This window comes from Streptococcus australis (genome assembly GCF_003943615.1).
Classification (GTDB): Bacteria; Bacillota; Bacilli; order Lactobacillales; family Streptococcaceae; genus Streptococcus; species Streptococcus australis_C.
In genome coordinates this window covers 18,502-31,674 of sequence record NZ_RJPZ01000001.1, presented here as the reverse complement: position 1 = coordinate 31,674, position 13,173 = coordinate 18,502, and the positions used below count along the sequence as shown (strand labels likewise).

Here is a 13,173-nt window from a genome sequence, read left to right as displayed (position 1 = left end):
TGTTCGGAAATCACTAGACTATTATTTAGAATAACTTCTGTATATGAGTTATTTATGAACAAATGCCAATCCAATTGCTGATTTCTTTGCTGACAAGATCAGGGACTGCTGTATAAAAATCGTGACCGAGATCCATTAAGAATACCTTCTTGATAGAGGGATCTAATGTCTCGAGTGCTTGAGCTCTCCAATAGGGTTCTTCTTCGTATTTAGGACCGATAAATAAGGCCTTTGTATCTGTGAGAGGAACTTGAAAAGATCGGAGATCACGTCTGAGTCTCAGCAAGGAAAGAACAGCTTGTGGATCTAAATCCAGTTCATAATGATGGAGATCAGAATTCCAGCGATAACTGGACTGGATGGCCTTTATCGTCGATGGCGAAGGATTGTCCCTATCTCCAAGTTCACTCGCAACCGCTTCTTCTAGAGATGAAAATACCTGTTGCTTCAGATAGGCGAGTGTCTCTTCTAGTTCCTGCTCTAGTGGTAGGACTTGGTCCATGTCAAGATAGCCACCGTCAAGGAGGACCAGGTGAGACATTTGTGGTATTTTCGATGCTAGGTAGCGAGCCAAATCTCCGCCCAGTGAATGGGCAATGATACAAGTATTTTCATTAGTATGCGCATGGGCTTCAAACCAATCTACTAAATCTTTTGCAGATTCCAGTTTCACCTTATAGGGATCTAGATACGTGATGGGGAATGGAAAGCATTGAGCAAATTCAGTCATATGATTCTCGTTGCTACCGAGGCCTCCGATAAAGTAAAACCTCATTCTTTCACCTCGATTTCCTTGATGATTCTGGCCGGATTTCCTGCTAAGACTACATTATCCCCAAAGGATTTTGTCACCACAGCTCCTGCTCCGACGACGACATTATCGCCTAGGGTAACACCTGGAAGAATGATGGCTCCTCCACCTGCCCAGAAGTTATCTCCAATCGTTATTGGAGCACCATATTCTTTTCCTGCATTTCGTTCGTGTGGATCCAGGGGATGAAGAGGAGTGAGAAATTGGCAATTGGGACCGATCATGGCGTTCTTCCCAATCCTAATCGGGCAGACATCTAGCATGGTTAGGTTCCAGTTGGCATAAAAGTTCTCTCCCAAGTGGATATTCACCCCATAATCACAAGCCAAAAAAGGGTGTAGGGAAAGATTCTCCCCAGTGGACCCGAACCAACTTTTTATGATTTGGCTTCGTTTTACGCCATCTGCTTCTTGGTTAAAGGCAAATTGCTTGGTCCGAGCTTCTTGCGCCAACCTCCTCAATTCTGGATCCATGGGACTGTAGAACTCACCAGCAATCATCTTTTCATATTCAGTTTTCATCATCATCTCCCGTCTAATAGTAAAAAACCACTCATAGTGAGTGGGCTTGTTTCTCTCTTAATGGTACATCAGGTAACCATCGAAGAGCTCAAATATTTTTCCTATCGCTCGGAAAACAAGAGCCGCAACAAGGGCAACCAGCAAGAAGTAAGCTACAGCAAAAATCACACTAATGATCATCATGACACACTCCTTTTTAATGTACTTTTTCCACCCTCCATTATACTCCTGGCCTATTTTAGATTCAAGGAAAACGCTATCAAATTTTGATTTGTTTTCAATTTGTAATTTACAAAAATTTTCAGACTGTTCAAAAATAACAAAAAGCAGGATTCTTACTCAGATATCGTTTTAACTCTATCCTCCTGCTTTTGCTATTATGTAAAATGAAAGAAGACAAGATCGTTCTGTCAGAAAATATCATGAAAAGAAAGCAATTATTCTTCGAGTTTATCAGTCTTTTCTTTGTCCTCTTCTTTTTCAGTGGCACCATTGTTGACGGCTGACTTGAATTCAGAGAACATTTTTCCAAGTGAGTGACCCAACTCAGGCAAACGCTTTGGTCCAAAGATTAAGAGGGCTCCCAGGATAATAATAATCAGACCTGGTGCTCCGATATCACGTAAAATTCCCATATTTATCTCCTTTTTTGTATGCGGTTATAGATAATGCGACTGATACCTAGACTCACTTCATAGAGCAAGATAAGAGGCATAGTCATTGCTAGGTCACTGATAAAATCAGCAGGGGTCAGGATGACGGCTAGTACTAGCAATAGAAAGTAGGCTATTCGGCGATAGCGCCTTAACCAGTCTGGCGTTAAGATATGAATCGAGGTCAAAAAGGCTACAAGGACCGGCAATTCAAATAAGACACCCAGAGGCACGGTCGTATGAAAGACGAAGGTCAAGTAGTTCTGTGCCGTTAACTGGATGGTAAACTGGCCTTGTCCCAACTTCAATAGGACTTCTAAGATAGCTGGACTAACCAGATAATAGCCGAAGAATAAGCCTAGTAAGAAACAAATCAAACTAGCTGGCACATAGAGCAGAATAGCCCCTGCTTCTCCTTTTCTCAATGCTGGCTTTACAAATTGCCAGACTTGAAAGAGGGTGAAGGGCAGGGTGATGGTAAAAGCCATTAAACCTGCCAATTGCAGATAGATGCTTAGAATGTCATTCGGTCCGAGAACCAAGAGTTTTTCCCGAAAGCCAGCCGTCAAGTAGGCATAAAGCTGATCAGAAAACAAGAGGGCTCCACAAAAGACAAGGAAAAAACAAAGGATGCAAGCGATGAAGCGTCGTCTAAACTCGCTTAAATGCTCTACAATCGTGAGCCTTCTATCTTCATTTTTCATGCTGCTTCACCGTCACAATCCCGATAATCAGGACGAATAAAACTTGGCAACTCAGAACTTCCAAGCTCGGGTAGATCCCTGCCCAATCAATGGTTGGGAAATTACTCAAGATATGGTTGGGAAGCATATTGGTTAATTGGAGGGCGTGTAGGCTCACCCCTAGCATCTTAAAGGCCAGGGCATAAATCATCCAAGTCAAGAGGAAGAAAATCTTATGTGGCTTGACCAGATGACTTGCCTTGGTCATGAGAATAGCAAGAATGGCTAAAACTGCAAGAGCCAAGCCGATCCCTAGGAAGAAATCAAAGGAACGAATACGGGGTAAGATCCCTACATAGAAAAGAATGGTCTCAGCTCCCTCTCGGAAGACAGCTAAGAAACTGAGAGCAAACATAGAAATGAAACTTCCAGTTGCAGTCACAGCCTTCATCTGCGTCTCCATGAATTGGTTCCATTTTTGAACAGAGGACTTGCGATGTAGCCAGATCCCAATGACAATCATCATCCATACTGCGATGATCCCTACTGCCCCTTCGATCACCTCACGGTTGGAAGCTGAAGTAACAGCTGGGAATAAGAATTGAAGAGCAACTGCAATGGCGGCACTGGCCAGGATACCTAAAATAGCCCCTGCATATACCCATTTCAGGCCTTTGGTCAATTTAGCTGACTTGAGAACGGTCACTAAGGCCATGACAATTAAGAGCGCTTCGACTCCTTCACGCAAGAGGATCAACATGGCGTCAATCGCCGAATAAGAGGCAGTGGTATCAATGGCAGACAGATCCCGAATCAGAGCTTCCAATTGCTTTTGATACTTGCTTTCATTCCCCTTGACCATAATGACTGGACTTTGGCTTTCCACTCGGGTATAGAGGGCTGGATTGGTCGTGCTGACGTCCCCTTCGATCGTTGGCCAAATGGTAATGAACTCTTTCATCACTTGACTAGCCTGGCTAGTGTCATTGGCTTGGAAGAGACTAAGAGCTTTCTTGAGGAGCTTAATCCCGTCTGAAAGGGTCAGATTGGTGGAGGTTTCCTCGATCTTTTCCCCACTGATAAATTGATCTAGTACATTCTTTAGGTCATTGTAAGAAGATTGGATGGAGTCAAAGTTTGTAGGCTCTGTTTCGATCGCACTTCTCAAGAAGGAGATAGCTGTTTCTACCTTTCCGTAATAAGCGGTACTATGATCTCTGACAACTGCTTCATTCCGGGTCCAGGTATTGTTTAAATCAGCGTAGGCCTTACGTGTTGCTTGGAGATCCTTTGCAGTGATGGATTCTTGAAGCTTCTCAAAGTAAGGTCGTAAGCGAGTTTCTAGCTTTTCCTTTTCAGCATCCAGATCGACTGGATTTTGCTCTTTTTCAAAGGCTAGCAAGGAAGTGGAGACAGTCACCAATTGCTTTTCTGTGATCTCGCCTTCCAAGTCCAGACTTTTCTGGACTTCTTTTCCTGCCTTGGAATCATGATTGGCTTTCTTCAGAAACTCTTCTTTTATCTCTGCTACTAGCGTGTGAGCCTTCTCTTGATCCTTGTCCCGAACTGCTGTCGTCGCGTCGGTAATTTTGATAAAAAGATCGCTATAAGATTCTGCTTTGACAGGCGATACGATGAAAAAGAGACAGGCTACAAAGACAACTAGAAGTTTATTCAAATAAGTCTTGACCAATGTAGCCTCCTTTCTTCACACCTCCAAAGCAGGCAAAGAGGCCACTGCCAATATGGGTCACGTATTCATTCATCTTATCGACTGCCCCAAGATTGGTTTGAATTTTTACAAAGCTGTCTGGATCCTTTTGGAAGGCAATAAAGAGTAATCCAGCATCAAACTGCCCCGTTTTCGGATCAATCCCATCAGAGTAGGAATAAGAGCGGCGCAAAATGGGTAAATCCACTTCTTTGGCCAAACGGACATGTGAGTCAACAGGTAGGAGGGAAAGATCTACTTCGTCAAATTCGTTTTTCTTTCCAAACGGTGCACCACTTTCTTTATAGCGTCCAAAGGTGTTTTCTTGCTCCTGTAGGTTAGTGCGGTCCCAGGTCTCTAAGTGCATGATAATCCTGCGGACAGCCATATAAGAGCCGTTTTTCATCCAGTCTTGACTATCAGACCAGACTACCTTATCAAAATCTTTCTCTGTCGTGACATTGGCAGTTCCATCCTTAAAACCAAAGAGGTTTCTCGGTGTTTCCATGCGATCCCCAATAGCAGCAAAGCCTGATTGACTCCACTTCATAGTCACCTTATTGCGTCCTTTGCGGATTAGGTTGCGGACGGCATGAAAGGCCACCTGCTCATCATCTGCACAAGCCTGGATAACGATATCACCACCCGTATACTTCTCTCTCAACTGTTCCTTAGGAAAAGCTGGCAAATCTCGGAAGAGTTTAGGACGTTTCTTCTCAAGTCCTAATTTTGTCAAAAAACTAGCCGAAACACCGAAGGTTAAGGTGAGGCGATAAGGATTTAGTCCAACTGTTTCACCTGTATCACTTGGTGGCAAGAGAGCGTTGGATCCATCTTTTTTGACTAAGTCTCCGTTGACCAACTTCTCACTATAGTCCGTCCAATCCTTAAATAATTGGATGATTTCTTCTTTATCTTTTGTATGGAGGTCTAGCACCACAAAATAAATGTTTTTTTGCATGGCGGTTGTAATCCCCGCCTGGTGCTTGCCATAAAAACTAATCTCTTCTTGACCGTCCGCGATATTCTTGGATCCTTGCTCCTTATTAGCGAAAAAAGCAGAAGCACCGGATAGACCAAGTGCTAAGCCTGCTCCCCCAATACCTGCTTTTTTCAGAAATTCGCGACGATCCATTTTCTTTTCAAAAAATTTTTCGTCTTTTGTCATTGTTATTTACCGTTTAAAATGATTCCCATTTGAGAGAGAGGTTCCCCCAATTTCGTTACTGCTTCCGCTAGTTCTTTGGTATCCTCTTCTGTTAGATCTGTATATGATTTATAGTTGGATTCATCCGTCATATGTTTGTCTAACAAGTCATTCACAGCCTTGAATTCTGTCTCAAGAGTTTTCACTAGCTTGGCATCCTTCTTCTCAATGAGAGGTTTGAAGAGAGCAAAGATTTTCTCAGCTCCTTCAATATTGGCACGGAAATCGTAGAGATCTGTATGAGAGAAGATTTCTTCTTCCCCAGTGATCTTTTGTGTAGCCACTTCATTCAAGAGGTCAACCGCCCCTGTCAACATCATATCTGGCGTTACTTCTACAGTAGCAATCTTAGCTTTCAGTTCTTTGATATCATTGACCAATTGCTCTGCATATTTTTCAGTACCCTTGGTCGTATTTTCTTCCCACAAGATGCGTTCAATACGGTGGAAGCCAGACCAACCTTCTTCTGATTTGTTTTCGTCAACATAGTCAACAAGTCGGAAGTCGATCTTGACATCAGACTCTCCAAAGCTTTCAGCGATTGGTTCAGAACGTTCATAAGACATCCGAATCAAAGGATAGACCTTCTTCGCTTCTTCTAAATCACCACTTTTGAGGACTCTTTGAAATTCTTCTGTGTCTTTTAACAATTGATCAATTTGGCCTTGCACAAACTCCTTGTATTCGCTTGTCGCCTGATCCAAAGCTTTTTGGTCTTCTTTAGACAAGGTCACTGTCGATGAGGAACTTTTTGAGGTGGTTTTATTTGAGGATGAATTGGCACATCCTGTTAATAAAGCAACAGATAAAAGTGCTACTGCAAGTTTTTTCATGGTTCTTTTCTCCTGGATTCGTTATTTACGTGGTCTATTATAACAAAGATTTTCTCATTTTTCAACAATTGTCAGAAAACTTTAATAAAACGATTTAGAGGAGCAACTCTTTCACCCGACCAATGTCTGTCTCTTTTACTACAAGGTAGATACTATCACCGAGATAGAGACGGGTGCTGCCATGCACTGTACTATTTTTGCCATTATGTTGGTGAGTAGTGATTAGAAGGTCTCTCGGTAGGTTCAAGTCTCGTACTTGACGACCTGCTATTTTCTCTGATACAGGAATTTCGATCAAGGTTAAGTCATCCGAACCACTGGTCACCTCAGGCATCAATTGTTCTAGCATAGCCTCGTAGACGGGGGCTCCTTTTAGTAGATCCATGGTAATGTAGGCTGTCAAAGTAACCAAGCCAATCGGCATCAAGGTTCGAATATCTCCAACCATTTCGGTCACTAGAATCATAGCCGTTAAGGGTGCTTTCGAAATCGCACTAAAATAACCACTCATTCCCAAAATGACAAACAAGGGCAGTTGATTAGACTGAATGAGACCGAACTGCAATAACACCGCAGCAACCAAGGCTCCTAAGACAGAGCCTAGAGCTAGGATAGGAAGGAAGATGCCACCAGGAAGACCACTACCGTAACTGATCATACTCCAGATAAATCGCACTCCAAAATAAAAGATGAGCGTCTGGATACTAAGTGGGACATGGGCTAAATTCAAAACCAGCTGATTGCCACCACCAAGTAAGTGAGGAAAATAATAACCGATCGGTAAAATCAAAAGAAAGGCAAAGAATGGGTAATAGGGTACAGCCAGCTTAAAATATGCACCAAGCTTTTGATAAACACGACCAATATTTAAAACAGTAATTTCATAGAAATAACCAGTTCCGCCCAGAAAAACACCCATGACTAGGAAAATCCAATAGCTGGATAAATCGATATGGGGAATGTGATCTGGCATATTTAGAACAGGTGTTTGACCAAAAATGTTAAGAGAAACAAAATTTGCTACCAAACTAGCAGCTAAGGTAGATACCCAGAAGACCCGAGAAAAGTGATGGTAGACTTCTTCTACTACAAAGAGAAGACCCGCAATTGGTGCATTAAAGGCTGCCGCCAAACCCGCAGCGGCCCCGCTAGCAATCAAGGCCCTTTCTTCTACTGGACTAAGAGCAAGTTTTTTAGCCAACCCCTTGCCTCCCATAGCGCCAAGCTGGATACTTGGTCCTTCACGACCTAACATTAAGCCACTTGCAATTGAAAGTGTTCCTAAAATGTATTTTTGCCAAAGGGTAGTCCACCAGTCTATTTGAAGCAATCCTTTTAATTCTGCTTCCACTTGTGGAATACCGGAACCCTTTACATTTTGGTTCTTTTTGATTAGTTGGCTAGCTAGTAGAATAATAAAAATATACATAGAGAGAATGATGACCCAATTGATCGGACTTCTTCCTAGTTCCTTATATAGCCCCTGCACAAAATGAAAGAAATGTTCAATAAAAAAACGAAAACTCGAGACGATGGCGCCAACTACAAGTCCCACTAAAACACCTCTGCTAACCTGAGTTAGAATAGAACTTGAGCTCGCTTGAAATTCTTTTTGGATCTGCTGACTTTGTTTCATAAATTCACTTAAACTCCAAGATTGATTGCCTTTATTATACTATTTTTCACAGCTCTTGAGTATGAGATAATCAAAAAAACGCCCTAGTGAGCGTTTTTTTGAACTTCATTATTTAGCAGTAAGTGCTGCCATTGTGATGTAGTTGTATGGTTTGTTGAAGTGTGGCAAGAAGAACAAGTCAGTCAAAGCCAATTTTTCAATTGTTACATGCTCTTGGATTGCCAATGAGAACATGTGGATACCCATTGAAATTGCAGCATCGCGTGATACCATTTGAGCACCAAGGATTTCACGGCTATCTTGATCGTAAACGATCTTAATAGCAACTTCGTGGTTGTCATGTTTGATAAATTCTGGTTTTTGAAGGTCGTTGAAGCCAGTTTCAACAGCGTTATAACCTGCTGCTTTTGCTTTTTCAAGAGTCAAACCAGTTGAAACCATGTGAAGTCCATAGATAGAGATACCGTTAGAACCTTGTACACCGATTCCTTCAAGCTCATATCCGCAAGCGTTGTAAGCACCTACGATACCAGTACGTACCGCGTTTGATGCAAGTGCGATGTAGCTAGTGTCTTTACGAGCATTGTCATAAACAGTCGCACAGTCACCCACAGCGTAAACACCTGGAATTGAAGTTTCTTGTTTCTTGTCTACAAGGAAGGCACCGTTGCGGAAGAGTTCGATCTTACCATCAGCAAGAGCTGTGTTAGGACGGAAACCAACCGCAAGAACAACCATGTCCACATCGAATGTTTCTTTGTCAGTTACCAAGCGTTCTACTTTACCGTCACCTTGGATCGCTTTAACAGTTTGACCAAGTGCCAAACGGATGTTGTGGTCTTCCAAGTTTTTAGCCATCATTTGTGTGAAGTCTTTATCATAGTATCCGTTCAAGACAGTGTCTACGATATCAACAAGAACGACTTCTTTTCCAAGACGTTCGAATGCTTCAGCAAGCTCAACCCCGATGTATCCACCACCGACAACAGCGATACGCTCAAGGTGTTTGCTCTTGTCTTCAAGTTTGTTGATAACTTCTTCAGCATTTTGGTACAATTTAACGAATTGTACATTTTCAAGAGTCGCTTTGAATTCACGGTTCCCTTTAACGATTTCAACACCTTCAATTGGTGGCAAGATTGGAGTTGAACCAGTTGCAAAGATCAATTTTTCGTATGATTCTTTGTGCTCTTTTCCGTCAACTTCTGCAGTCACAACCTTGTTGTCGTAGTCGATCGAAAGAACTGGTGAGTTCATGTAAACTTTAGCACCTTTAGCTTCTAATTTTTCTTTATCAGAATAGAACAAGCCTTCAGGTCCGTCGATTTGTTCACCAATCCAAAGAGCCATTCCGCATCCAAGGAATGAGATGTTTGAGTTTTGGTCAAAAACAACGATTTCATTTTCGTTTCCAAAATTATCCAACATTGTGTTGATACATGCAGTTCCAGCGTGGTTAGCACCCACAACTACGATTTTACTCATAGAAAAAATCCTACCTTTAATTTTATTTACCTAACAATTATAACATGAAAATGATATCGTTTCCAAATTTTTTGCTTACAATTTGTGATAATATTTTCAATACTATCAGCATAATCCCTGAAATATGTCAATAAATTTGCTTAGAGGGATTGTGAAATTGCNTTCTTTTTGATAAACTTAAAGTAGGTGAATATTGGAAAGGTGGTTTACTATTTGTGGAACTAACTAGTCGATCCGAACGCCTAATGGGCTCCACCATAACCGTTTCGATTTCTCATCAACAAGCAGACCAAATACTGGCTAATTGTTTTGCCCTCCTTCGAACTTATGAGCACCGCTTTAGTGCCAATGACCCTTCTTCTGAATTGATGGAGGTCAATCGAAAGGCTGGCATTGAACCCGTAAAGGTTCATCCTGATCTTTTTTCACTGATTGCTCTAGGAACTAGACACAGTCAGGCCCAAGGAAGCCATTTAAATATCGCAATTGGTGCACTTGTCCAAACCTGGAGAATTGGTTTTTCTGATGCAAGGAAGCCTGACAAAGAGGAAATTGAACAAAACTTGAAAATCATAGATCCTCATCAGATTTGCTTAGATCCAGATCATCAAACTGTTTTTCTCAAAAGAAAAGGGATGAAAATTGATTTAGGCGCTCTAGCTAAAGGATATTGTGCTGATTTACTAGCTAGTTATCTCAGAAGTCAGGGGATTAAGCAGGCTTTAATTGATTTGGGCGGAAATATTCTTACCCTTGGGTTAAACCCTGTCAGTCATCGCCCTTGGCGAATTGGGATTCAAAATCCTCAGCTACCAAGAGGGGAACATTTACTAGTTCTATCTGTAACAGATAAGTCCGTCGTGACGTCAGGGACATATGTTCGTCACCTCGATGTAGACGGCCAGTCCTTCCATCATATTTTTGATCCTCAAACCGGCTATCCTGTCGAAACGGAATTGGCAAGTCTCACGATTATTTCTGATCGATCAGTTGACGGAGAAATTTGGACAACGCGCTTGTTCGGTGAAGAACCGACCGACATTTTAAAGATTGTTGAAACCTTACCTGGCATCGATGCTATTTTAGTTTATCAGTCAGGTCGCCTCGCCTATACTAGTGGGCTTCATGATTATTTGTAATTTTATTTTCAGAAAGGAATTTCCATGACAAAACTTATTGCGATCGTTGGAACAAACTCCAAACGTTCAACAAACCGCCAACTACTTCAATATATGCAAAAACATTTTGCAGACAAGGCAGAGATTGAGTTAGTTGAGATTAAAGATATCCCTGTCTTCAACAAGCCAGCCAACAAACAAGTCCCTGAAGCTATTTTAGAGATTGCTGCTAAAATCGAGGAAGCTGATGGCGTTATCATTGGAACACCGGAATATGACCATTCCATCCCTGCCGTCTTAATGAGCGCACTAGCTTGGCTATCTTATGGCATTTACCCATTGCTAAGTAAACCAGTGATGATTACAGGTGCTTCTTATGGTACACTTGGTTCGTCTCGTGCTCAATTGCAACTTCGTCAAATCTTGAACTCACCAGAAATCAAAGCAACTGTCCTTCCAGACGAATTCTTGCTTTCTCACTCTCTTCAAGCATTTGATCAAAATGGTGATTTGGTAGATCTTGATGTCATCAAGAAATTGGATGCCATCTTTGATGACTTCCGTATCTTTGTTAAAGTGACTGAAAAATTGCGCAACGCTCAAGAATTGCTTCGCAAAGATGCCGAAGACTTCGACTGGGAAAACTTGTAAGATAGGAGACATACTAGCATGAAATTTGTAGGACTTGTAGGATCGAACTACGACCAATCATATAACCGCAAACTTTTGGAATTCATTCGTCGTCAATTTAAGATTAAATTTGAGTTGGAAGTTTTGGAGATTGATGATGTTCCAATGTTCAACCAGGATGAAAAATGGGACGAAAGTTTCCAATTGCGTCTCCTTAATAATAAAATTACCCGCGCTGACGGTGTTATTATTGCAACACCTGAGCACAACCATACTATATCAGCAGGTCTAAAATCTGTTCTAGAATGGCTTTCTTATGAAGTTCATCCTTTTGAAAGCAAACCTGTGATGATTGTGGGTGCCTCTTACTACGATCAAGGGACTTCTCGTGCTCAAGTTCACCTTCGTAAGATTCTTGATGCTCCAGGTGTCAATGCCTATACCCTTCCAGGGAACGAATTCCTTCTTGGAAAAGCGAAAGAGGCTTTTGATGCAGATGGCAACATCACGAACGAAGGAACCGTTAAATTCCTTGAAACTTGTTTAGATAACTTTGTTAAATACGTAGGAGTCGTTTCTAAATTGAAAAAACCAAAACCAATTGAACCAGAAGATTTGGATTGCGGAAAACCAATCGCTACTACTATCACTGAAGTTGATCCAGATGATCCAGATTGGGTAGAAAAAGTTGCAGAAATTACAGGCGCTGTATCAGGCGGTACTTATGTCAAATTGGACCATGGTATCCTGACTGTTAATCAAATCGATATGTTCCTAAAAGCTATGCCATTTGAATTGACATATGCAGATGACAACAACCAGTTCCTATACTACAACAATGCCCACCAAGATCCAGATACGATGTTTGCGAAACGCGTGCCACCGCAATCTGGTAGCCGGATGTCAACTGTTCACGGTTCACTTCCGCCAGCACGTATGAAAAACGTTGAATGGGTCATCGGTACTCTTCGCAATGGAAACCAGGAATATGTTCGTACCATTGTTCCAGGATCTCCTGAAGGCGTGATCAATACTCACAACTACCAAGCTATGTACTATCCAGATGGTTCCTATGCTGGTATCAACGAGATCGTCTTCAACTTCCAACCATGGTTGGACTGGTATCTTCAAACAACAGGTCAACGCCTTGTAGGTGGTAGCGGACCATTTGCTCCTGCTGCTGGTCATGGTGATGCAGATGCAACTTCAGGTGCTTCTGACTCAGCTGATGCCGGCCACGGAGCTGCTGATGCTACTTCAGGTGCAAGCAACTAATAAAAAAATGAAGCGTAAAGCTTCATTTTTTTATTTCAACTCTTTGATAATCTTCTTGGCATCTTCGTTTGAAATAGCCCCTAATTGAACATGTCCAATCTTTCCTTGGCTATCGATAAAGACTTCAGTAGGGATCGAACGAACTTGGTAATTTATGAAGGCAGAGCCGTCAGGATTGTACAAAACTGGTACTGATTGATAGTCTTGTTGGGCAAACCATTCAACAAACTCTTCTTCTGTTTTTTCACCTTGCATTCCCGGTGCCATAACCGTGAGAATCTCAAAATCCCGATCCTTTTCTTCAACTAATTTATTGAGTTCAGGCATACTTTGCCGGCAAGGACCACACCAAGTAGCCCAAAATTTTAAATAAACCTTTTTTCCTCTGTAGTCTGAAAGTTTTACTGTATTCCCCTTCATGTCTTTGAGTTCAAAGTCACTCGCTTCTGTTCCTACCAAAGGATGTTTACTGGTAGTCGTGTTTGTCGTTGTTTGGTTATTCATATTGTTCATACTAGTCTCACTTGATTGCTTCATAGAACAAGCGGTCAGTAAAGCGAGTGAGAGGATTGAAAAACAGGTATATTTAATAAATTTCATGGTAATAAAC

At 41.8% G+C, this 13,173-nt stretch carries 14 protein-coding genes; 3 read left to right on the top strand and 11 right to left on the bottom strand.

Translation table 11 applies throughout. The features are described from left to right. Positions 1-52 precede the first annotated feature (52 nt). The 10 genes from D8785_RS00150 to nox form a co-directional block, all read right to left on the bottom strand. Positions 53-730 (bottom strand): alpha/beta fold hydrolase, encoded by a 678-nt coding sequence (locus tag D8785_RS00150; protein ID WP_260469845.1) that lies wholly within the window; start codon positions 728-730, stop codon positions 53-55. Between the two features lie 41 nt (positions 731-771). Further along, entirely contained in the window at positions 772-1,332 is a 561-nt protein-coding gene (locus D8785_RS00145; RefSeq protein ID WP_125374051.1) for a sugar O-acetyltransferase, read from the bottom strand. 57 nt (positions 1,333-1,389) lie between these two features. Beyond that, positions 1,390-1,515 (bottom strand): hypothetical protein, encoded by a 126-nt coding sequence (locus tag D8785_RS09790; protein WP_023023285.1) that lies wholly within the window; start codon positions 1,513-1,515, stop codon positions 1,390-1,392. Between the two features lie 254 nt (positions 1,516-1,769). Beyond that, on the bottom strand, positions 1,770-1,967 hold the full coding sequence (locus D8785_RS00140) for a twin-arginine translocase TatA/TatE family subunit (RefSeq protein WP_125374050.1): 198 nt from the start codon (positions 1,965-1,967) through the stop codon (positions 1,770-1,772). Between the two features lie 2 nt (positions 1,968-1,969). Next, positions 1,970-2,689 carry a twin-arginine translocase subunit TatC gene (tatC, locus tag D8785_RS00135; protein ID WP_125374049.1) on the bottom strand — a complete coding sequence of 240 codons (720 nt, stop codon included), beginning with the start codon at positions 2,687-2,689 and terminating at the stop codon, positions 1,970-1,972. Beyond that, positions 2,679-4,361, bottom strand: coding sequence for an FTR1 family iron permease (locus tag D8785_RS00130; RefSeq protein WP_125374048.1), 1,683 nt, complete (start codon positions 4,359-4,361; stop codon positions 2,679-2,681). Before D8785_RS00130 ends, tatC begins: the two co-directional genes overlap by 11 nt. Then, entirely contained in the window at positions 4,339-5,547 is a 1,209-nt protein-coding gene (gene efeB, locus D8785_RS00125; protein ID WP_125374047.1) for an iron uptake transporter deferrochelatase/peroxidase subunit, read from the bottom strand. Before efeB ends, D8785_RS00130 begins: the two co-directional genes overlap by 23 nt. 2 nt (positions 5,548-5,549) lie before the next feature. Beyond that, positions 5,550-6,419, bottom strand: coding sequence for an iron uptake system protein EfeO (efeO, locus tag D8785_RS00120; protein WP_125374046.1), 870 nt, complete (start codon positions 6,417-6,419; stop codon positions 5,550-5,552). 94 nt (positions 6,420-6,513) lie between these two features. Then, positions 6,514-8,055, bottom strand: coding sequence for a ClC family H(+)/Cl(-) exchange transporter (locus D8785_RS00115; protein WP_125374045.1), 1,542 nt, complete (start codon positions 8,053-8,055; stop codon positions 6,514-6,516). 108 nt (positions 8,056-8,163) lie between these two features. After that, positions 8,164-9,540, bottom strand: coding sequence for a H2O-forming NADH oxidase (gene nox / locus D8785_RS00110; RefSeq protein ID WP_125374044.1), 1,377 nt, complete (start codon positions 9,538-9,540; stop codon positions 8,164-8,166). Between the two features lie 215 nt (positions 9,541-9,755). On the opposite strand from nox, the gene D8785_RS00105 reads away from it, so the two are divergent. From D8785_RS00105 to D8785_RS00095, 3 genes are read left to right on the top strand one after another with little or no spacing between them, the layout of a single operon-like run. Then, complete coding sequence (locus D8785_RS00105; RefSeq protein ID WP_125374043.1) at positions 9,756-10,679, top strand: FAD:protein FMN transferase; 924 nt, start codon at positions 9,756-9,758, stop codon at positions 10,677-10,679. 24 nt (positions 10,680-10,703) lie between these two features. Continuing rightward, positions 10,704-11,309, top strand: a complete 606-nt coding sequence (locus D8785_RS00100; protein WP_006596326.1) for an NADPH-dependent FMN reductase — start codon at positions 10,704-10,706, stop codon at positions 11,307-11,309. An 18-nt stretch (positions 11,310-11,327) separates the two neighbouring features. After that, positions 11,328-12,563: an NAD(P)H-dependent oxidoreductase gene (locus D8785_RS00095; RefSeq protein ID WP_125374042.1), complete on the top strand. Its 1,236-nt coding sequence runs from the start codon at positions 11,328-11,330 to the stop codon at positions 12,561-12,563. A 30-nt stretch (positions 12,564-12,593) separates the two neighbouring features. Here D8785_RS00095 and D8785_RS00090 read toward each other — a convergent pair whose 3' ends face one another. Next, complete coding sequence (locus D8785_RS00090) at positions 12,594-13,163, bottom strand: TlpA family protein disulfide reductase (protein WP_125374041.1); 570 nt, start codon at positions 13,161-13,163, stop codon at positions 12,594-12,596. Positions 13,164-13,173 lie beyond the last annotated feature (10 nt).